The sequence below is a fragment of the Cupriavidus pinatubonensis genome, assembly GCF_019602855.1.
In the GTDB taxonomy this organism is placed as follows: Bacteria; Pseudomonadota; Gammaproteobacteria; order Burkholderiales; family Burkholderiaceae; genus Cupriavidus; species Cupriavidus pinatubonensis.
In genome coordinates, this window is sequence record NZ_CP080767.1 from 3186127 (window position 1) to 3206801 (window position 20675).

Genomic DNA, 20675 nt, shown 5'->3' on the forward strand with positions numbered 1-20675 from the left:
GGCCGATCCGCAAAGCAGAAACGCCCGCAAATGCGGGCGTTTCTGCCTTCTGACGGCACAATCGGCTTACTGCGCTGACTGAATGATGCCGCCGCCGAGGCAGACATCGCCGTCGTACAGCACTGCCGACTGGCCCGGCGTGACCGCCCATTGCGCTTCGGCAAACGCAAGCTTCAGCATATCGCCATCGGCCGCATCGACCACGCATGGCGCATCGCTCTGGCGATAGCGCGTCTTGGCTGCCATCGATGCGCCGGCCAAAGGTGGCTCGCCCGCCACCCAGGAAAGATCGGCGGCGACCAGCGTGGGCGTGAGGAGCCACGGATGGTCGTGCCCCTGCACGACATAGAGCGTATTGCTCGCCATGTCCTTGCGCGCCACGTACCAGGCATCGCCAGAGCCCTCGCGGCTGCCGCCAAGGCCGATACCTTTGCGCTGACCAAGCGTGTAGAACGCCAGCCCGATATGCTCGCCAACCACCTTGCCGTCCGGCGTCTTCATCGGTCCCGGCTTGGTCGGCAGGTAGCGATTCAGGAAATCGCGGAACGGCCGCTCGCCGATAAAGCAGATGCCGGTCGAGTCCTTTTTCTTCGCGTTCGGCAAGCCGATTTCCGCGGCGATCTCGCGCACGCGGGTCTTCGGAATCTCGCCGAGCGGGAACAGCGTGCGCGACAGCTGTGCCTGGTTCAGCCGATGCAGGAAGTAGCTTTGATCCTTGGTATGGTCGAGCGCCTTGAGCAACTCGAAGCGACCAGCCGCGTTCTGCCGCACGCGAGCATAGTGGCCCGTGGCGATGGTCTCTGCGCCCAGCGACATGGCGTGGTCGAGGAAGGCCTTGAACTTGATCTCGGCATTGCATAGCACGTCGGGGTTCGGCGTGCGGCCCGCGGAATATTCGCGCAGGAAATCGGCGAACACGCGGTCCTTGTACTCGGCCGCGAAGTTCACCGCTTCGACATCCACGCCGATCAGGTCGGCCACCGATACCACGTCGAGCCAGTCCTGGCGCGTGGAGCAGTACTCGCTGTCGTCATCGTCTTCCCAGTTCTTCATGAACAGGCCGATGACTTCGTAGCCCTGCTGCTTGAGCAGCCATGCGGTGACCGACGAATCGACGCCGCCCGACATGCCCACTACGACACGCTTGCCGCTCACGATGCCGCTCCGGTAGCGAGTACGGAGGGGTGCGTGTAGAGCGCGTCAAGCGCAAAGCGCTTGCCGGCAAGATAGTCTTCCACGCAGGCAAGCACCAGCGGCGTGCGGTGGCGTTCCGGACAGGCGCGAATTTCGTCGGCGCTCATCCACACCGTGCGCACGATGCCGGTGTCGAGCTGGCGGCCCGCGTCGAGCGAACCGAGGTCGCCCGTGAACGCGAAGCGCACATAGGTGACGTCCGTATCGGTGCGCGACGACAACGCACGGCCCATGTAGCAGCCGAGCAGCGCGCGGGGTTCAAACGTGTGCGCGGTTTCTTCCAGCGTTTCGCGGATAACGGCGCGGATCAGGCTTTCGCCCGGGTCGAGATGGCCCGCTGGCTGGTTCAGCCGCAGGCCGTCGCGGGTTTCTTCTTCCACCAGCAGGAACCTGCCGCCGCGTTCGATGACCGCGGCAACCGTCACGCTGGCATTCCAGTCAGTGGGCATGGTGCACATTTTTTAGGCAATCCGGCATTTTACCGGTTGCGGGGGCATTGTGCAGCGCGGCGACAGGCGGCGAGGCGGTCACGTGGCGCCACGCCAAAACCCGACCAATCGGTCACCAACAAACGTCAGATTCCTGTAAGCTGCGTGAAAAATTGTGCGCTGCGGCTGTTGACAGTCGTAGCGAACAACGGGCCAGACGTCGGCTCGCCAACCAGATATGACGCCAGCAAAAGGAGAAATTGACGATGTACATCGGCATCCCGCAGGAGACGCGGGCCGGCGAGACTCGCGTCGCCGCCACCCCGGAGACCGTCAAGAAGTACGTCGCACAAGGCCATAAGGTCGTGGTGCAGGCGGGCGCCGGTGTACGGGCCAGCCAGCCTGACAGCGCCTATGAGGCCGTTGGCGCGACCCTTGGCACCGCGGCCGACGCATTCGGCGCCGACCTGGTGCTGAAAGTGCGCGCCCCGGAAGCCGCGGAGCTGGCGCTGATGAGGCCCGGCTCGGCACTGGTGGGCATGCTCAACCCGTTCGATGCAGAGAACAACGCGCGCATGGCCGCTGCATCGGTCACGGCCTTCGCGCTGGAAGCCGCGCCGCGCACCACGCGTGCGCAGAGCATGGACGTGCTGTCCTCGCAGGCAAACATCGCCGGCTACAAGGCCGTGCTGGTCGCCGCGCACCACTATCAGCGCTTCATGCCGATGCTGATGACCGCCGCGGGCACCGTCAAGGCCGCGCGCGTGCTGATCCTCGGCGCCGGTGTGGCGGGCCTGCAGGCGATCGCCACGGCCAAGCGCCTCGGTGCGGTAATCGAAGCGTCAGACGTGCGCCCGGCGGTGAAGGAGCAGATCGAATCGCTCGGCGGCAAGTTCCTCGACGTGCCGTTCGTCACCGACGAAGAGCGCGAGATTGCGCAGGGCGTGGGCGGCTATGCGCGCCCGATGCCGCCTGACTGGATGCGCCGCCAGGCCGAACTGGTCCACGAGCGCGCCAAGCAGGCCGATATCATCATCACCACCGCACTGATCCCGGGCCGCAAGGCACCCGTGCTGCTGCAGGAAGAAACCGTGCAGCAGATGAAGCCGGGCTCGGTGGTGGTCGACCTTGCCGCCGCGCAAGGCGGCAACTGCCCGCTGACCGTGGCCGACGAAGTGGTCGAGCGCCATGGCGTGATCTTCGTGGGCCATACGAACCTGGCCAGCATGGTCGCGGCAGACGCCTCGGCGCTGTACGCGCGCAACGTGCTGGACTTCCTCAAGCTGGTCATCGACAAGGACGGCAACTTCACGCTCAACCTGGAAGACGACATCGTCGCTGCCTGCCTGATGTGCAACGGCGGCGAAGTCGTGCGAAAGGCGGCGTGAGTCTTCCCGGCACCCGGGTCTAAGCGCATGACGGCCAGCCTGTGTCGGGATTCCGCAGCGAAGGCGGCACCATGGGGTGCCCGCCTTGGCATGCGGTTCGCCCAGGCGGCCGGCATTGGATTGCTGGCGCTGTGCGCGGCCTGCAGTACATCTGGCGGCGGCAACGCCGATATGGCAAGCGCTGCGGCCACCAGCGGCCCAAAGCTGCTTGATCCCCTGCCCGCCTGGCGCGACGGCGCTGCCAAGCAGTCCGTCCTGAATTTCGTCAGCAAGACCACCACGCCGGGCAGCCCCGAATTCGTGGCGCCCGAAGACCGCATCGCCGTGTTCGACAACGACGGCACCCTGTGGCGCGAAGATCCGGTGATCGAACTGCTGTTCGTGATCAACCGCGCGCAGGAGCGTGTGCGGGCCGAGCCGGCATTGGCCGGACGATCGCCCTACAAGGAATTTCTGGCCGACCCCGCGGCCTATTTCAAATCCACCGGGGAAGCGGGCGCCGTGCGCCTGCTCAACGAGCTCTACGGCAACACCTCTCTCGATGCCTTCCAGGACGACGCGCGGCGCTACTTCGCCAACGCGCGCCACCCGAAATCCAAGGCGCCGCTGCGCGAAGGCACTTACCAGCCGATGCTGGAACTGCTGGCGCTGCTGCGCGCGCACGGCTACCAGACCTGGATCTGCTCAGGCGGCACGACGGACTTCATGCGCGTCGTCTCTCAGTCCTACTATGGCATCCCCCCGCAACAGGTCATCGGCTCACGGGTCGCCGCGCAGTTCCGTGAAAGCGGCCGCGACAACGAGATCTGGCGCGAACCGAAGATCGAAAGCTTCAACGACAAGCAGATGAAGCCGGTCAACATTGCGCTGCAGATCGGCAAGCGGCCAGTGTTCGCGGCGGGCAATGTCGGCGGCAAGGGCGATATCGCGATGCTGTCGTACTCGCAGGCACGCAAGGGACCGTCGTTCCAGCTGCTGGTCAACCATGACGATGCCGAACGCGAATCGGCGTATGCGGAAAGCGACGGCGCGTCGCTGCGCGCGGCATCCGAGCGCGGCTGGACGGTGGTCAGCATGAAGCGCGACTGGAGCCGGGTGTTTCCGACCCCCGGCGCGGCGGCGGCATTGCAGGCACCGGCGCTGGCACAGGCGCCGTAGCGCAGCGACGCCATCCCGGTCGTTCGCATTCCAGACAAAGAACACAAGCGGCATCCAGGATTCAATGCAAGGGAGGAGAAGTCGATGGAGATGGTGAACCACACGGTGATCAACCTGATCATCTTTGTGCTGGCGATCTACGTGGGTTACCACGTGGTCTGGACGGTAACGCCCGCGCTGCACACCCCGCTGATGGCCGTGACGAATGCGATCTCGGCCATCATCATCGTCGGCGCCATGCTGGCCGCCGGCCTCACCGAGGGCGCCACGGGCCGCATCATGGGCACACTGGCGGTGGCCCTGGCTGCCGTCAACGTGTTCGGCGGCTTCCTGGTGACCCAGCGGATGCTGGAGATGTTCAAGAAGAAAGAGCCGAAGGCCAAGGCCGCCAAGGAGGGTGCGTGATGACCGAACTCGTCAGCATGAACCTTGTCACCCTGCTCTACCTGATCGCCTCGGTCTGTTTCATCCAGGCGCTCAAGGGGCTTTCGCACCCGGCTTCGGCCCGCAAGGGCAATGCCTTCGGCATGATCGGCATGGCCATTGCCGTGGTCACTACGCTGGTGCTGATCATCAAGCTCAAGAACGAGTTCCTCGCGGCCGGCACGGCGCAGTCCTCGGTGGGTTCGGGCCTGGCGCTGATCTTCGGCGCGCTGGTCGTGGGCGGCGGCATTGGCGCCTATGTGGCGAAGAAGGTCGAGATGACCAAGATGCCCGAACTGGTCGCGGCGATGCACTCGCTGATCGGTCTCGCGGCGGTGTTCATCGCGGTGGCCGCGGTGGCCGAGCCTTCGGCCTTCGGCATAGCGCCGGCGGGCTCGCATGAGATCCCGCTGGGCAACCGCATCGAACTGTTCATCGGCTGCTTCGTCGGTGCCATCACCTTCTCCGGTTCGGTGATCGCCTTCGGCAAGCTGGCCGGGCGCTACAAGTTCCGCCTGTTCCAGGGTGCGCCGGTGGTGTTCGCGGGCCAGCACATGCTGAACCTGGCGCTCGCCGTCGCCATGGTCGGCTTCGGCATCGCGTTCTTCATGACGCAGGAGTGGCTGCCGTTCCTCGTCATGCTGGCCATTGCCTTCGTGCTCGGCGTGCTGATCATCATCCCGATCGGCGGCGCCGACATGCCGGTGGTGGTGTCGATGCTGAACTCGTACTCGGGCTGGGCGGCGGCAGGCATCGGCTTCTCGCTGAACAACCCGATGCTGATCATTGCCGGTTCGCTGGTGGGTTCGTCCGGTGCCATCCTCTCGTACATCATGTGCAAGGCGATGAACCGCTCGTTCTTCAACGTGATCCTGGGCGGATTCGGCGGCGAGGCGGCGGCGGCCGGCGCGGCCGGGGCACAGGCCCAGCGCAACGTGAAGTCGGGCTCCGCTGACGATGCGGCCTTCCTGATGGGCAATGCCGAGACCGTGATCATCGTGCCGGGCTATGGCCTGGCGGTGGCACGGGCCCAGCATGCGCTCAAGGAGCTGACCGAGAAGCTGACCGAGAAGGGCGTGACGGTGAAGTACGCGATCCACCCGGTAGCGGGCCGCATGCCGGGCCACATGAACGTGCTGCTGGCCGAAGCCGAAGTGCCGTACGACATGGTCTTCGAGATGGAAGACATCAACAGCGAGTTCGGCCAGGCCGACGTGGTGCTGGTGCTCGGCGCCAACGACGTGGTCAACCCGTCGGCCAAGACCGATCCGAAGTCGCCGATCGCCGGCATGCCGATCCTGGAGGCGTACAAGGCCAAGACCATCATCGTGAACAAGCGATCGATGGCGGCCGGCTACGCGGGCCTGGACAACGAGCTGTTCTACATGGACAAGACCATGATGGTGTTCGGCGACGCCAAGAAGGTGGTCGAGGACATGTTCAAGGCCGTGGAATAACCACGGGCGCTACAGTCGAATCGCGAATTCGTGCCTGATGCGCCACGCTGCCGCCCTTCGGGGCGGCAGCGCGTTATACTGGCCTGCGCTGAATTCCCAGCGTTGCTGCATGGCCCGAACGCACCATGACATTCAACCCGCACGACAGGAACCTGTCGGTTTTCCATCACCCGATCCTGACCGTCCTGGTCGATGACAGCAAGTCGTTCATCGACAGCCTGGCGTTCCAGATGGACGCCTCGCGCGCGGTGGTCACCTTCACCGACCCGCGCGAAGCGCTGCAATGGATCCGTGAAGCCTACGCCACGCGCTTCCCCGCCTTCCTGCCGGTGCGGGTCACCCACGACGACCTGACCTTCCTGACCGAGCGGCGCACCGTGCAGCTCGACATCGACCGCATCCACCGCCAGATCCACGACATCAACCGCTTCCTGCAGCCGGGCGTGATCGTGGTGGACTATTCGATGCCGCAGATGGACGGACTGGAGTTCTGCCAGGCCCTGCAGGACCTGCCGTGCAAGACCATCCTGCTGACCGGCACCGCCGACGAGAGCATCGCCGTGCAGGGCTTCAACCATGGCCTGATCGACCGCTACGTGAAGAAGCACGAAGCCAATATGGTCGAGCGCCTGGGCCAGGAAATCGACGCGATGCAGCAGCAGTACTTCGCCACGCTGTCGCGCACGCTGCGCGAGCTGCTGACGCGGCATTCGTATTCGTTCCTGTCGGATCCGGCCATGACGGAGCGTGTGCGCCAGATCACCGCGCGCTACGGCTTCGTCGAATACTACCTGTACCCGAATCCGGTCGGCATCCTCATGCTGACCGCGCAGGGCCATGCGACGCTAATGGTGATCGAGACCCGCGCAGGGCTGATGAGCCAGGTCGAGTCGGCCGAGGCCTACGATGCGCCCGCCACGCTGATCGAAGGCCTGCGCGAAGGTCGCCTGCTCCCCTTCTTCTGGCCTGGCAACGGCATGTACACGCCTGCCTGCGTTGACTGGGAGCAATATTGCCTGCCGGCCGAACGCTGCGAGGGGCGTGAGGAATACTTCTATGCGCTGTTCGACCTGCCGCGCCACCTGCTGCAGGAGCCGGTAATCAGCCAGCAGGCCTTCCTGGCCGATTTCACGCGCAATCCCGACGCGCTGATCGGCCGCAAGCACCCCTGACGCCGCGGCCGCCCGGGCGGCCCGGGCCGATTGGACCGCTCAGCCCGGCTGCGGCCCGCGGTTGCCGCCCCGCACCATATCGAAGCGGAACAGGCGGCATTCGATATTGCCGTTGTAAAGCGGCGTGCGACGCGACTCTTTCAGGCGCAGCCGCTTCGGCATAGACAGATCCCCCGTGAAGACCCACGCCTGCCAGCCGGCGAAGTTCTGCTTGAGGGTGGTCGCAAAGGCGCTGGCGAACTGGTTGGCGGCGGCCTCTTCGGCCTCGTCGCGCGGCATTTCGGCCTGTGGCTGACGACGGTCGCCGCGCACCACGATTCGTTCGCCGTACGGCGGGTTCATCATCAACAGCCCCGGTTCAGCGAACGGCGGCTGCGTAAAGCGCGCATCGACCTGCTTGGTACGCGCTTCGCCGGGCAAGCCGGCGCGCGCCCAGTTAGCGTGGGCCATGGCCAGCATGTCGGTGGAAATGTCCGAGCCTGCGATCTGCAGGCCCTCCGCCGACGCCAGCATGCGCGCGCGCTGCGCGTCCGACTTCAGCTTCTGCCAGGACTTGGTGTCCGCACCCTTGAGCCATTCGAAGGCAAAGCTGCGGCTGCCGCCCGGCGCGATATCCAGCGCCACCTGCGCGGCTTCGATCAGGAACGTGCCGCTGCCACACATCGGGTCGTAGAACGGCAGGTTGGTCTGGCCGCGCACCCAGCCGGCCAGGCGCAGGATACCCGCCGCGAGATTCTCCTTCAGCGGCGCCTCGCCCTTCTCCATGCGCCATCCGCGCTTGAACAGCGGCTCGCCGGTCGTGTCGAGATACAGCGTGCAGTCGTGCTCGGTCAGGTGGGCATAGATGCGCACATCCGGGCTGACCGTATCGACGCTCGGCCGCGCGCCGACGCGGTCGCGCATGCCGTCGCAGACGCCATCCTTGATGCGCAGCGCCGTGAAGTTGAGGCTGCGCAGCGGCGACTTGGTGGCCGTCAAGTCCACTCGAATCGACTCGTCGGGCGAGAACCACTGCTCCCAGCGCTGGTTGCGCACCAGCGAGTAGATGTCGTCCTCATGCCGGTAGCCGCGCGCCGCCACGCGCATCAGCACGCGGCTGGCAATGCGCGAATGGAGGTTGACGGCGTAGGCAGCGGCCATCTCGCCCGAAAAACTGACACCGCCCGGCACCTCGCGATGCACCTCGAACGGGGCCAGCGCCGCCATGCCGGGCCGCGCGGCAATCTCGCGCAGTTCTTCGGCGAGCGCACCCTCGAGGCCGCGCGGGCAGGGAGCAAAGAAAGCTTGGGTCATGGATTCGGGTTCCTGCAAACAAAAACGTCCGCCGTGGCGGACGGGAGATCAGATTAGCCTAGCCGACGGTTCAGCCTGCCGCCAGTGCGCGGTCGAGGAAGTCCAGCCGGTCCTGGCCCCAAAAGGGCTGGCCATCGTAGATAAACCACGGGGCCCCAAAGACGCCCGCGGAGATCGCATCCTGCGTGTTTTGCGCATAGGCATCCTGCACGGCCTTCCCTTCGCTGGCCTTGAGCAGGTTGGCGCCGTCCAGGCCGGTTTCATCCGCAAGCTGGGCCAGCGTGGCGGCGTCGGCGATATTGCGCTGCTGCGCCCACACCGCCGCGCCGATGGCGCCGGTGAGCTGCATGGCCCGCGCGGTGCCGTGGGCAAGCTGGGCAGCGATGATCAGCTTGCTGGCCGCATCGCCGGACACCGGAAAATAAGTTGGATGGAGATTCAGCGGCAGCCCGAGGTATTCGCTCCAGCGCGCAAGCTCGACCAGGCGGTAGGCCTGCCGCTGCGGCGGACGCTGCGCGAGCGGCAAACCGCCCGAGACGGAAAACACCTTGCCGAGATCGCACGGCTTCAGGTTCACCTGGGCACCGTGCCTGGCCGCGATGGCGACAAAGCGCTCATGGCCGAGGTACACGAAGGGGGACTGCGGCGTGAGATAGTAGTCGACCTGCTTGCTCATCTTGCTCTCATCGAGGACATCCGGACGGGCCGGGATTCAGAACGGCTTGACCACCACCAGGATCACCACTGCCAACAGCACAAGTACGGGCAGTTCGTTGAACCAGCGGTAGAAGGTATGCGAGCGGGTGTTGCGGCCCGCCTCGAACTTCTTGAGCAGCCGGCCGCAGCCATGGTGATAGCCGACCAGCACCAGCACCAGTGCCAGCTTGGCATGCATCCAGCCCTGCCCCGGCCCGCGGCCGATGCCGTAGCCGAGATACAGCCACAACCCGAACACCACCGCCGGCACGGCCAGCATGGTCATGAAGCGGTACAGCTTGCGCGCCATCAGCAGCAGGCGCTGCGTGCTGGCGGGCTCGGTCTCCATGGCCAGATTGACGAAGATTCGCGGCAGGTAGAACAGGCCGGCAAACCAGGACACGACAAAGACGATATGAAGCGCTTTGACCCAGAGCATTCAGCGAAGCGTTTGCGGAGCAGTTGTTGTTCTTTGCGGCGGGCATGATCGCCCGCCGGCGCGTTCTCAGGTACGGATCTCGCCGTGGCCGAACACCACATACTTCAGCGACGTCAGCCCTTCCAGTCCGACCGGGCCGCGTGCGTGCAGCTTGTCGTTGGAAATGCCGATCTCCGCGCCAAGGCCGTACTCGAAGCCGTCAGCAAAGCGCGTCGACGCGTTGATCATCACGCTCGCCGAATCGACTTCGCGGATAAAGCGCATGCCGGTCGAGTAGTTCTCGGTGATGATCGAATCGGTATGGTGCGAGCCGTATTCGTTGATATGCGCGATGGCCTCGTCAAGTCCGGCCACTGTCTTGATGGCGAGGATCGGGGCCAGGTACTCCAGGCGCCAGTCTTCTTCGTGCGCATCGACAAGCCCGCTGAAGCCCGCGGCTTCCAGCATGGCGCGCGTAGCCGGGCAGACACGCAGCTCGACGCCCTTTTCCTGGTAGATGCGGCACAGCGGCGGCAGCGCGCGCGCGGCGATGTCCTGCGACACCAGGAGCGTCTCCATGGTGTTGCACGGCGCGTAGCGCTGGGTCTTGGCGTTGTCGCAGACGCGCACGGCCTTGTCGAGGTCCGCGTCGGCGTCGATGAACACGTGGCAGATGCCGTCCAGATGCTTGATCATCGGCACGCGCGCTTCTTCCATCAGACGCGCGATCAGGCTCTTGCCGCCACGCGGCACGATCACGTCGACGTACTCGGTCATCGTGATCAGGCGGCCGACCGCAGCGCGGTCCGTGGTTTCGACGACTTGCACGGCCTCGGGCGGCAGGCCGGCGGACGCCAGGCCTTCAGCGACGAGCGCGGCCAGCGCGGTGTTCGATTCGATGGCCTCCGAGCCGCCGCGCAGGATCGTCGCATTGCCCGACTTCAGACACAGCGCCGCTGCATCAATGGTCACGTTCGGACGCGATTCGTAGATGATGCCGATCACGCCGAGCGGCACGCGCATCTGGCCGACCTGGATGCCGGTCGGGCGGAATTTCATGTTCGAGATCTCGCCGATCGGATCGGCCAGCGCGGCGATCTGCTCAAGGCCTTCAGCCATGGTCTTGATGGCCTTGTCCGACAGGGTCAGGCGGTCGACGAAGGCCGCATCCTGGCCGTTGGCGCGGGCACGCTCGACGTCACGCGCGTTGACGGCCTTGAGCTTGTCGGCATCACGGCGGATCGCCGCGGCAATGGTCAGCAGCGCGCGGTTCTTGTCGGCAGTGGAGGCGCGCGCCATCGCGCGCGATGCCGCGCGTGCCTGGCGGCCGACGCGGTCCATGTATTGGTTGAGATCGAGCTCGGTCATGTTCGTGGCCTACAGACGACGGCCGTCTGAGAATGTTTCTTCGTTCCCGCGAGCGGGAGCGCGGTGCAAGGATCAGCGCGCAATCATCAGCGCCAGCTGCTGCAAGCCATCCCATGGCTCTGCCGGCAGCGGCGCGCTGCCCGGTGGCGGCAGGTCTTGCAAACCCTTCACTTGCCGGTCCAGCCGCGCTGCCATTGCCAGCGCCGCATCGAGTTTGCCCTGCGTGAGCCGCTGCGCGGCCTGCGGCACCAGCCGTTCGCGTGCGCCCCAGACCCGCAGTTCGCGCATCAGCACGGCGGCGGGCTTGCCGGCCGCAATGCCTTGCCGGACCTTGGATAATACGCGAATTTCCTCGGTCAGCGCCCACAGCACCAGGACCGTGGCTTCGCCCTCGCCTCGCAGCCCTTCGAGCATGCGCACCAGCCGCGGCACGTCGCCGCCGAGCATCGCTTCAGACAGTTTGAAGACGTCGTAGCGGGCCACGTTGAGCACCGCATCGTGCACCTGGTCGAAGGTCAGTTCGCCGGTCGGGTACAACAGGCCGAGCTTCTGAATTTCCTGGTGGGCGGCCAGCAGGTTGCCTTCAACCTTGTCGGCAATGAACTGCAGCGCTCGCCGGCCGGGCTCGCCGCCTTCCACGCGCTGCTGCTGCAGGGCCAGGCGTTCGCCGACCCAGGCCGGCAGCCGGGTTCGGTCCACGGAGTCGACCTTGATCGATACGCCCGCACCTTCCAGCGCCTGGAACCACGCCGACTTCGACGTGGCGAAATCCAGCCGCGGCAGCGTGACGAGCATCACCACGTCGGGCGACGGCTGAGCCGCCACGGCGCGCAGCGCCTCGCCACCCTCTTTGCCAGGCTTGCCGGACGGAATGCGCAGTTCGACGATCTTGCGATCACCGAACAGCGACATCGACTGCTGCGCCTCGACGAGCTGGCTCCAGTGGAAATTGCGTTCGACCACGAGCACGTCGCGCTCGGAGAAACCGGCCTCGCGCGCGGTCTGGCGCAGGCGGTCCACCGCTTCGAGCACCAGCAAGTGCTCGTCGCCATGGACGACGTAGAGCGGCGCGAGACCCTTGGCCTTGGCCTGCCGCAAATGGGCGTCGAGTCCGTCGAGCTTGAGCTGCATGCCGGTGCGGGACGTCGATGCGCTCAGATGGCCTTGACCGCGGCCAGCCGGCGCATGAGCTGCTGCACGATATCGCGCTGCATGTCGCGATAGAGCTGCTGCTCTTCGTAGTCCTTGGCCAGCGTATTGGCTTCGTTGTACGTAAGGTCGCGCGTGAGGATCAGCTGCGACGGCGCGATCAGTTCCTTGCCCGTGGCGTCGCGCAGGCGGAAGCTGAAGCGCTGCGTCAGGCGGTATTCGCGCACCACGCCTTCGGTTGTGATCGACAAGATGGTCTTGGTGCGCGTGTCCTGCAGCACGTCCAGCAGCGCGTCGGCCTCTTTCTGGTCGGCCACGACCACGGTGTCCGAACCGCCGCGGATCGCGCGGCGCAGGTCGGCGCCCATCAGCGTATTGGGCGGAATGCCGATATAGAGCCGCTTGAACGCAAAGTCAGCATTGCCGCGCATGTGGAAGCCGCAGCCCGCCAGCAGGCCCGTGGCCAGCATCGCGGCGAGCAGCTTGCGGCGGCCCTTGTCCAGTCGATCCATTCTCGGCGATTCCTTCATCCGCTTATCGGTTCCGATCCCTGTGCTTACAGCACCACGTTGACCAGGCGGCCCGGCACGACCACGATCTTCTTCGGCGCCTTGCCCTCGGCAAACTTGGCCACGGTCTCGCTGGCAGCGGCGGCGGCCTCGATCGCGGCGCGGTCGGCATCAGCCGGCACGGTCACGCTGCCGCGCACCTTGCCGTTGATCTGCAGCACCATTTCGATTTCGGTTCGCACCAGCGCGCCTTCATCGACCTGCGGCCACGGGGCGTCGAGCAGGTCGCCGTACTGCGTGGCGTAGCCCAGCGCATCCCACAGGCCGTGCGTGATGTGCGGCACCACCGGGTACAGCACGCGCAGCAGGATGCCGAAGCACTCGCGGCGCGCGACCGGCGAAGCGTTCTTGGCGTCTTCGAGCGCGTTCAGCATCTTCATCGTGGCGGACACCACGGTGTTGTACTGGATGCGCTGGTAGTCGTAGTTGGCCTGCTTGAGCACGCCATGGATCTCTCGGCGCAGGTCCGCGTCATCCGCGGTCGGCGCGGCGCCAGCACCATCGCGTACGGCCGCGGCGTTGGCGAAGCCATAGTTCCACACGCGGCGCAGGAAGCGCGATGCGCCTTCCACGCCCGAGCCACTCCATTCGAGCTGCTGTTCCGGCGGGGCGGCGAACATCACGAACAGGCGCGCGGTGTCGGCGCCGTGCTGGTCGATCAGGGCCTGCGGGTCGATGCCGTTGTTCTTCGACTTCGACATTTTCTCGACGCCCCCGATCACCACCGGCTGGCCATCGGCCTTCAGCGTGGCGCCCACGGGACGGCCGCGGTCATCGGTCTGCACGTCAACGTCGGCCGGGTTGTACCAGGTCTTCTTGCCGGCAGCGTCTTCGCGGTAGAAGGTTTCGTTGAGCACCATGCCCTGCGTGAGCAGGTTCGTGAACGGCTCGTCGAACTTGACCAGGCCCAGGTCGCGCATGACCTTGGTCCAGAAGCGCGCGTACAGGAGGTGCAGGATCGCGTGCTCGATGCCGCCGATGTACTGGTCCATCGGCATCCAGTAATCGTTGCGCGCATCGACCATGGTGGCCGCGTCCGGGCACGTATAGCGCATGTAGTACCAGCACGAATCGATGAACGTATCCATCGTGTCGGTCTCGCGGCGCGCGGGCTTGCCGCAGGACGGGCAGCTGCACTGCAGGAAGCGGGGGTCCTTGTTCAGCGGGTTGCCCGTGCCGTCCGGCACGAGATCCTCGGGCAGCACCACGGGCAGGTCCTGCTCGGGCACCGGCACCACGCCGCAGCTGTCGCAGTGGATCAGCGGGATCGGCGTGCCCCAGTAGCGCTGGCGCGAGATGCCCCAGTCGCGCAGGCGCCAGGTGATCTTCTTCTCGCCGAGGCCCATCGCGCCGAGATCGGCAGCGATCGCCTCGACCGCGGCCAGGTAACCGAGGCCGTTGTACTTGCCGCTTTCGATGCAGACGCCGTTTTCCTTGTCGCCGTACCACTCCTGCCAGGCTTCGGTCGAATACGGCTGGCCCTTGACGTCGATGACCTGCCTGATCGGCAGCTTGTACTTGTTGGCGAATGCGAAATCGCGCTCGTCGTGCGCGGGCACGCCCATCACGGCGCCGTCGCCGTAGCTCATCAGCACGTAGTTGCCAACCCAAACGTCGACCTGCTCGCCGGTCAGCGGATGCGTGACCTGCAAGCCTGTCGGCATGCCCTTCTTCTCCATGGTCGCCATGTCGGCTTCCATGACCGAACCATGCTTGCATTCGTCGATGAAGGCAGCAAGTTCGGGGTTGTTCGCGGCGGCGTGCGTGGCCAGCGGGTGCTCGGCGGCGACCGCGCAGAAGGTCACGCCCATGATCGTGTCGGCGCGCGTGGTAAACACGTACAGCTTGCCGTCATTGATCAGCTGACCGTCGTCGCCCTCGATATCGTGCTTGAACGCAAAGCGCACGCCCACGCTCTTGCCGATCCAGTTCTGCTGCATGATCTTGACGCGCTCGGGCCAGCCCAGGCCGTCGAGGTCGCCGAGCAGTTCCTCTGCGTAATCGGTGATACGCAGGTAGTACATCGGGATCTCGCGCTTTTCCACGATCGCGCCCGAGCGCCAGCCGCGGCCGTCGATGACCTGCTCGTTGGCCAGCACGGTCTGGTCGACCGGGTCCCAGTTGACGGTGCCGGTCTTGCGGTAGGCAATGCCCTTTTCCAGCATCTTCAGGAACAGCCACTGGTTCCAGCGGTAGTAGTCGGGGCTGCAGGTCGCGACTTCGCGCGACCAGTCGATCGCCAGGCCCATCGACTGCATCTGCTTCTTCATGTAAGCGATGTTGTCGTAGGTCCAGGCGGCCGGGGCCACGCCGTTATTCAGCGCGGCATTTTCCGCCGGCATGCCGAAGGCGTCCCAGCCCATCGGCATTAGCACGTTGTTGCCGTTCATGCGCAAGTAGCGCGCCATCACGTCGTTGATCGTGTAGTTGCGCACGTGTCCCATGTGCAGCTTGCCCGACGGGTACGGCAGCATCGAGCAGGCGTAGAACTTGGGCTTTTCCTTGCCGTCGGGGCCGGTGGCATGCTCGGGCACGCGGTAGGCGTCGATCGCCTGCCAGTGTTGCTGGGCGGCTTGTTCAACGGCGGAAGGAAGATATTTGTCTTGCATGGTCGGGACAACGTTCAGGACAACGGTCTGCGCGGCGTCAGGCATGCCCGCATCCGGGGGACAGGAAGGCAGATGGCGAGCAACCGCTGGTGCGGCGTCCGCCTGTCGTGCAATGCGAAAGAAGCTGATTATAACCGTGCGGCAAGGCCGTCACGGCCTTGCCAACCCGGGTGCCGCCTTACTTCAGGCCCAGCACGTCCTGCATGTCGAACAGGCCGTTCGGCTTGTCGGCCAGGAAGCGGGCCGCGCGCACGGCGCCATCGGCATACGACTGCCGGCTCGAGGACTTGTGGCTGATCTCGATGCGCTCGCCGATGCCGGCGAACATCACGGTGTGGTCCCCGACGATATCGCCGCCGCGCACGGTGGCAAAGCCGATCGAGTTCGGATCGCGCTCGCCCGTGTGACCTTCACGCGCATAGACTGCACAGGTCTTGAGGTCGCGACCCAGAGCTTCTGCCACCACCTCGCCCATCTTCAGCGCCGTGCCCGACGGGGCATCGACCTTGAATCGGTGGTGAGCTTCGATGATTTCGATGTCGTAGCCGGTAGAAAGCAGCTTTGCCGCCACTTCCAGCAGTTTGAAGGTTGCATTGACGCCCACGCTCATGTTCGCGGCGAACACGATGCCAATCGACTTTGCCGCTTCGGCCAGCGCGGCCTTGCCGGCGTCGTCAAAGCCCGTCGTGCCGATCACCATCTTGACGCCCAGGCGCTTGGCCACGGCAAGGTGAGCCAGCGTGCCCTCGGGGCGCGTGAAGTCGATCAGGCAGTCGGCGCCGGCCAGGCCTGCTTCGAGGTCGGCCGTAATCGCCACGCCGGTTTGGCGGCCCAGCAACAAGCCGGCATCCTGACCCAGCGCAGGCGAGCCCGGCACGTCGAGCGCGCCCGACAGCGAGACGCCTTCGGTGGCGAGAATGTGTTCGATCAGCATGCGGCCCATGCGGCCGGAGGCGCCGGCAATGGCAATGTTCATGGTGTTTTACCTGGCGAAATCGGAAAACGGCCGGTCGCAAAGCGCCGGCCGGGAATCATGGTGGCAACCGTTGCGGGTTGCCTCACGCGCCTGAAGCGCGCTTCAGTTGGACTGTGGAGCGGATTCAGGCTGCGTAGCGGCGGCCGGCTGGGCGGCCGGCGTGGCGGCGGAAGTCTCCGGAGCGACCGCCTGCGGTTCGGTGGGTGCCGCCGGAGCGTCTTGCGGGGCAGCGGGCGTTGCCGCCGGCGCTGTTGCTGCCTGGCTGCTGGCACTGCCGCCGATGCCCGGTTTCTGGTCTTTCAGTGCCTTTTTCATGCCATCGATTTCGGCAATCAGCTCGTATTCGGACGGCAGTTCGTCACCGCCAAACTTCACCAGCTTGTCGCCGTCAAAGTAAACGGTAAAGCGGCGCTGCTGGACAATCGCTGCATTGCCACGGCGGAATGAGAACACGTAGTCCCAGCGATCGGCATGGAAGACGTCGGTCAGCAGTGGCGTACCGAGCAGGAATTTGACCTGGTCGCGGGTCATGCCCTCGTGCAGTTGCGAAGCCGCCTCACGCGAGACGAAGTTGCCCTGCACGATATTGATCCGATACGGCGTAATGGCGTTTGTGAGCTTGCGCGAAGTGGAGTCGTAGGTCGAGCAGGCACCGGCCAGAAGCGCCGCAGCCAGCAGGGAAATCACCAGCGTCGGACGCATGGCAGACGAACGGAATGAACGCATGTATCTCGCTTCCAGAGGGAAAGGAAAGTGCCGACAGGGACATTTCCGCCGCGCGGCGGCTGTCTGGGCTGCCACGGCGTCCGGCGGGCTGAAGCCGCCTTTGCTGGCCCTGGCACCGGGCGACTTTTGTCGCCAAAACCCTTATGATTCAACTATCCAGACATTGTACTCTAGGGAGTCACGCCCATGCCGAGTCCGGCGGAGCTCAAGAATATCGGCCTAAAGGCGACCGTGCCGCGGCTGAAAATTCTTGAGATTTTTCAGACCAGTGAACAGCGCCACCTGAGCGCTGAAGACGTCTACCGAATCCTGCTCAACGAGCATATGGATATCGGCCTGGCGACCGTTTACCGTGTGCTCACCCAGTTCGAGCAGGCGGGCCTTCTGTCGCGCAACAATTTCGAATCCGGCAAGGCCATTTTCGAGCTCAACGAAGGCAAGCACCACGACCACTTGGTATGCCTCGATTGCGGCCGCGTGGAGGAGTTCTTCGACGGCGAGATCGAGCAACGCCAGCAAAGCATCGCGCGCGAACGCGGCTTTGCGCTGCAGGAACATGCGTTGTCGCTGTACGGCAACTGCACCAAAACTGATTGTCCCCACAGACCAAAACGATAAGCCGGCCACCGCTCGTGCGCGGCGGGATGGCAGCAAGAAAAAACCGGCGCCTGTGCGCCGGTTTTTTCTTGGGTCCGAATGAGCCTGAGGCTGCGATCAGGGGGTTTCGACGTCCTGCTCGGCAACCATACGCAGCTGCCGTGCGGCCGGCATGCCGACGAATTCGCCCACTACCTGTCGGAACAGGCCGCGCGCCCACACCAGCATCGGGTGCGTATTGCGGCTGCGGTGCCAGAACATGTTCAGACCGACTGTGGTGTTGAGCTCGGCCGGCAGCGGAAACGCCTTGAGGCCGTAGGTCTCGCAGGCCATGTCCTTGGTCAGTGCGTTGACCGTGAAGATCATGTCGGTCTGCGCGGCCAGCTCGGCCTGCGCACGCCACGAATGGACGGTCAGCGTCGCGTTGCGCTTGAGCCCTCGCTGCTGCAATGCGTAGTCGAGCGGGATCAGCGACGGAGCCGGCCGGCCCGCGCCGCCCGAATGCGCCATGAAGATATGGCCACAGTCGAGGTATTGCTCCAGCGTGCACTGGCCTTTCAGCAGCGGATGGTTCTTGCGTGCGCACACCCACAGGCTCAGCGACGTCACCATCTCCTCGACGATTTCCGGATGCCGCGTCGGGAACGGCGAAAAAGCCAGGTCGAGTTCGTTCGCGCGCATCGAAGCCACATCGGTTTCCCACGAATGGGATTCGACCAGCTTGATATGCAGTTCCGGTGCCAGCTGCTTGATGCGCAGCACGAAACGGTTGAACACCGTGTCGCCCAGTTCCGCGGCAAAGCCGATGCTCAGCGTGCCCGTGGCGATCGCCGGATCGAAATTGTCGGCATCGCCTTCATTGATCGACGACCACAGGTCCAGCATGTCGCGGATCTTGGGGCCAAGTTCGAGCGCGCGGGGCGTCGGGGTCAGCCCGTGCGGCACACGGATGAAAAGCGGATCGTCGAAGATCTCGCGCAGCCGGCCAAGCGAATGCGACACGGCCGGGGCCGTCATGTGCATTTTCTCCGCGACATAGGTCGCGTTCCGCTTGCTCAGCAGTTCGGTGAAAATCACAAGAAGCTTGGTGTCCACGTTCACCATGATCAGGCCCTGTTCCGATTTATTCCGATCTTAGATGGCCCCGCGACTTGCACTGGCTGCACATCAGATATCAACGGCTCGTTATTAGTGTAAGTGGAAAAAACGCCATCGGAAAGCAGATTCAGCATTTCACTCCGGGCAATGGTCTGCATTTTTCGCGACTGTATGATGAACTTCAGGTCCATTTCGTGAAAAAGGGCTCCCGCCGTCGGACAGCAATCACATGAAGGTCGGCGTATAGTCGGGTTTCCCCCGATCCCACTTTTGCGCCTATGCCATCACACCGCCAAGCGGTTCAACTCGTGAAAGCCTACCGGTTGCTGAACCACGGGCCGACCGTGCTGGTCAGCGCAGCCGCCGGCGGGCACCGCAACATCATGGCGGCCGCATGGGCGATGCCGCTGGATTTCTCGCCGCCCAAGGTCGCGGTGGTGCTGGACAAGAGCACTTGGACACGCCAGCTGCTGGAGCAGAGCGGCGAATTTGTGCTCCAGGTGCCGACCGTGAGCCAGGTCGACCTGACCGAAGCGCTCGGATCCAGTTCCGGGCAATCGCTCGCCGAGCAGCAAAGCACGGACAAGTTCGAAACCTTCGGCCTGGAAACGTTCGCCGGCGACGTCGTCGGCGCCCCGCTGCTGGCTGGCTGCGCCGCCTGGCTGGAATGCCGGCTGCTGCCCGAACCGCCGATCCAGCAAACCTACGACCTGTTCCTCGGCGAAGTGGTGGCGGCCCATGCCGATGCGCGCGTATTCAGCAACGGTCGGTGGCATTTCGAAGGACACGACGCCCTGCGCACGATCCACCACGTCGCCGGCGGCCATTTCCTTGTGGATGGTGCCGCCGTGGACGCACGGCCGCTCGCGGCACGGCCCGCCAGTTGACGCGTAGCTTGACGCCCGCCCAAAGAAAAACGCGCCCGAAGGCGCGTTTTTTCGCGACAGGCAGCCGGATTACTTGGCCACCACGCGTGCCATTTCCAGGCACTTGTTCGAGTAGCCCCACTCGTTGTCGTACCAGCTCACGACCTTGATAAAGGTGCCGTCCAGCGCGATGCCGGCTTCAGCGTCGAAAATCGAGGTGCGTGCATCGCCGCGGAAGTCCGTGGCAACAACCTTGTCTTCGGTGTAGCCCAGCACGCCCTTCAGCGCGCCCTGGCTCTGGGCCTTCATCTCGGCGCAGATTTCTTCGTACGACGCCGACTTTTCCAGTTCGACGGTCAGGTCGACCACGGACACGTCCGAAGTCGGCACGCGGAACGACATGCCGGTCAGCTTCTTGTTCAGCTGCGGAATCACCACGCCCACGGCCTTGGCGGCGCCCGTCGACGACGGGATGATGTTTTCCAGGATGCCGCGGCCGCCGCGCCAGTCCTTGTTGGACGGGCCGTCGACGGTCTTCTGCGTGGCGGTGGCAGCGTGCACGGTGGTCATCAGGCCGCGCTTGATGCCCCACTTGTCGTTCAGCACCTTGGCAACCGGTGCCAGGCAGTTCGTGGTGCACGAAGCGTTCGAGATGATCGCTTCGCCCTTGTACGTTTCGTGGTTCACGCCGTACACGAACATCGGGGTGTCGTCCTTCGACGGTGCCGACATGATCACCTTCTTGGCGCCCGCGTCGATGTGCTTCTGCGCGCCTTCCTTGGTCAGGAAGATGCCGGTCGACTCGATCACCACGTCGGCGCCGACTTCGCCCCACTTCAGCTCGGCCGGATCCTTGACGGCGGTCAGGCGGATCTTCTTGCCGTTGACGACCAGCGTGTTGCCGTCGACCGACACTTCACCGTCGAAACGGCCGTGCACCGAGTCGTACTTCAGCATGTACGCGAGGTAGTCGGGCTCGAGCAGGTCGTTGATGGCAACGACTTCGATGTCCTTGAAGTTGGCGGCGGCTGCACGGAATACCATGCGCCCGATGCGGCCGAAGCCGTTGATGCCGATCTTGATGGTCATG

At 64.8% G+C, this 20675-nt stretch carries 20 protein-coding genes; 7 read left to right on the forward strand and 13 right to left on the reverse strand.

Features of this window, described 5'->3' with window-relative positions:
- Nucleotides 1-66 precede the first annotated feature (66 nt).
- Complete coding sequence (gene mnmA / locus K2O51_RS27450; protein ID WP_011298967.1) at nucleotides 67-1155, reverse strand: tRNA 2-thiouridine(34) synthase MnmA; 1089 nt, start codon at nucleotides 1153-1155, stop codon at nucleotides 67-69.
- Nucleotides 1152-1643, reverse strand: a complete 492-nt coding sequence (locus K2O51_RS27455) for an NUDIX hydrolase (protein ID WP_181184546.1) — start codon at nucleotides 1641-1643, stop codon at nucleotides 1152-1154. Before K2O51_RS27455 ends, mnmA begins: the two co-directional genes overlap by 4 nt.
- A 245-nt stretch (nucleotides 1644-1888) precedes the next feature.
- Here K2O51_RS27455 and K2O51_RS27460 point away from each other — a divergent pair, with 245 nt between their 5' ends.
- From K2O51_RS27460 to K2O51_RS27480, 5 genes are all read left to right on the forward strand, one after another.
- The gene (locus tag K2O51_RS27460) at nucleotides 1889-3010 is read left to right on the forward strand and encodes a Re/Si-specific NAD(P)(+) transhydrogenase subunit alpha (RefSeq protein ID WP_220631024.1); all 1122 of its coding nucleotides are present in this window, start codon (nucleotides 1889-1891) and stop codon (nucleotides 3008-3010) included.
- A gap of 90 nt (nucleotides 3011-3100) precedes the next feature.
- Complete coding sequence (locus K2O51_RS27465) at nucleotides 3101-4168, forward strand: HAD family hydrolase (protein WP_140953136.1); 1068 nt, start codon at nucleotides 3101-3103, stop codon at nucleotides 4166-4168.
- Between the two features lie 84 nt (nucleotides 4169-4252).
- Nucleotides 4253-4573 (forward strand): proton-translocating transhydrogenase family protein, encoded by a 321-nt coding sequence (locus tag K2O51_RS27470; protein WP_011298971.1) that lies wholly within the window; start codon nucleotides 4253-4255, stop codon nucleotides 4571-4573.
- Nucleotides 4573-6048: an NAD(P)(+) transhydrogenase (Re/Si-specific) subunit beta gene (locus K2O51_RS27475; RefSeq protein ID WP_011298972.1), complete on the forward strand. Its 1476-nt coding sequence runs from the start codon at nucleotides 4573-4575 to the stop codon at nucleotides 6046-6048. The genes K2O51_RS27470 and K2O51_RS27475 overlap by 1 nt, the downstream gene beginning before the upstream one ends.
- Before the next feature lie 125 nt (nucleotides 6049-6173).
- Complete coding sequence (locus tag K2O51_RS27480; RefSeq protein ID WP_011298973.1) at nucleotides 6174-7220, forward strand: response regulator; 1047 nt, start codon at nucleotides 6174-6176, stop codon at nucleotides 7218-7220.
- A 39-nt stretch (nucleotides 7221-7259) separates the two neighbouring features.
- Here K2O51_RS27480 and K2O51_RS27485 read toward each other — a convergent pair whose 3' ends face one another.
- The 9 genes from K2O51_RS27485 to K2O51_RS27525 form a co-directional block, all read right to left on the reverse strand.
- The gene (locus tag K2O51_RS27485) at nucleotides 7260-8513 is read right to left on the reverse strand and encodes a THUMP domain-containing class I SAM-dependent RNA methyltransferase (RefSeq protein WP_011298974.1); all 1254 of its coding nucleotides are present in this window, start codon (nucleotides 8511-8513) and stop codon (nucleotides 7260-7262) included.
- Nucleotides 8514-8583: 70 nt separating this feature from the next.
- Nucleotides 8584-9189 carry a 2-hydroxychromene-2-carboxylate isomerase gene (locus tag K2O51_RS27490; RefSeq protein WP_011298975.1) on the reverse strand — a complete coding sequence of 202 codons (606 nt, stop codon included), beginning with the start codon at nucleotides 9187-9189 and terminating at the stop codon, nucleotides 8584-8586.
- Nucleotides 9190-9225: 36 nt separating this feature from the next.
- Complete coding sequence (locus tag K2O51_RS27495) at nucleotides 9226-9648, reverse strand: CopD family protein (RefSeq protein ID WP_011298976.1); 423 nt, start codon at nucleotides 9646-9648, stop codon at nucleotides 9226-9228.
- A gap of 66 nt (nucleotides 9649-9714) precedes the next feature.
- Nucleotides 9715-10995 carry a glutamate-5-semialdehyde dehydrogenase gene (locus K2O51_RS27500; RefSeq protein ID WP_011298977.1) on the reverse strand — a complete coding sequence of 427 codons (1281 nt, stop codon included), beginning with the start codon at nucleotides 10993-10995 and terminating at the stop codon, nucleotides 9715-9717.
- Nucleotides 10996-11067: 72 nt separating this feature from the next.
- Nucleotides 11068-12126, reverse strand: a complete 1059-nt coding sequence (gene holA / locus K2O51_RS27505) for a DNA polymerase III subunit delta (RefSeq protein ID WP_220631025.1) — start codon at nucleotides 12124-12126, stop codon at nucleotides 11068-11070.
- A gap of 23 nt (nucleotides 12127-12149) precedes the next feature.
- Nucleotides 12150-12656 (reverse strand): LPS-assembly lipoprotein LptE, encoded by a 507-nt coding sequence (locus K2O51_RS27510; RefSeq protein WP_011298979.1) that lies wholly within the window; start codon nucleotides 12654-12656, stop codon nucleotides 12150-12152.
- 44 nt (nucleotides 12657-12700) lie between these two features.
- Nucleotides 12701-15322, reverse strand: a complete 2622-nt coding sequence (gene leuS / locus K2O51_RS27515) for a leucine--tRNA ligase (RefSeq protein WP_220631686.1) — start codon at nucleotides 15320-15322, stop codon at nucleotides 12701-12703.
- Nucleotides 15323-15500: 178 nt separating this feature from the next.
- Entirely contained in the window at nucleotides 15501-16298 is a 798-nt protein-coding gene (dapB, locus tag K2O51_RS27520; protein WP_220631026.1) for a 4-hydroxy-tetrahydrodipicolinate reductase, read from the reverse strand.
- Between the two features lie 102 nt (nucleotides 16299-16400).
- The gene (locus K2O51_RS27525) at nucleotides 16401-17024 is read right to left on the reverse strand and encodes an outer membrane protein assembly factor BamE (RefSeq protein WP_011298982.1); all 624 of its coding nucleotides are present in this window, start codon (nucleotides 17022-17024) and stop codon (nucleotides 16401-16403) included.
- A gap of 186 nt (nucleotides 17025-17210) precedes the next feature.
- Here K2O51_RS27525 and fur point away from each other — a divergent pair, with 186 nt between their 5' ends.
- Entirely contained in the window at nucleotides 17211-17642 is a 432-nt protein-coding gene (gene fur / locus K2O51_RS27530; RefSeq protein ID WP_011298983.1) for a ferric iron uptake transcriptional regulator, read from the forward strand.
- A 96-nt stretch (nucleotides 17643-17738) separates the two neighbouring features.
- Here the strand turns inward: fur and K2O51_RS27535 are convergent, their stop codons facing one another.
- A complete protein-coding gene (locus K2O51_RS27535) occupies nucleotides 17739-18725 on the reverse strand; it encodes a LysR family transcriptional regulator (RefSeq protein ID WP_140952147.1) in 987 nt (328 codons plus the stop codon).
- Between the two features lie 272 nt (nucleotides 18726-18997).
- On the opposite strand from K2O51_RS27535, the gene K2O51_RS27540 reads away from it, so the two are divergent.
- Entirely contained in the window at nucleotides 18998-19606 is a 609-nt protein-coding gene (locus tag K2O51_RS27540) for a flavin reductase family protein (protein WP_220631027.1), read from the forward strand.
- Between the two features lie 69 nt (nucleotides 19607-19675).
- Here the strand turns inward: K2O51_RS27540 and gap are convergent, their stop codons facing one another.
- Nucleotides 19676-20674, reverse strand: a complete 999-nt coding sequence (gene gap, locus K2O51_RS27545; RefSeq protein WP_011298986.1) for a type I glyceraldehyde-3-phosphate dehydrogenase — start codon at nucleotides 20672-20674, stop codon at nucleotides 19676-19678.
- Nucleotide 20675: the final 1 nt, after the last annotated feature.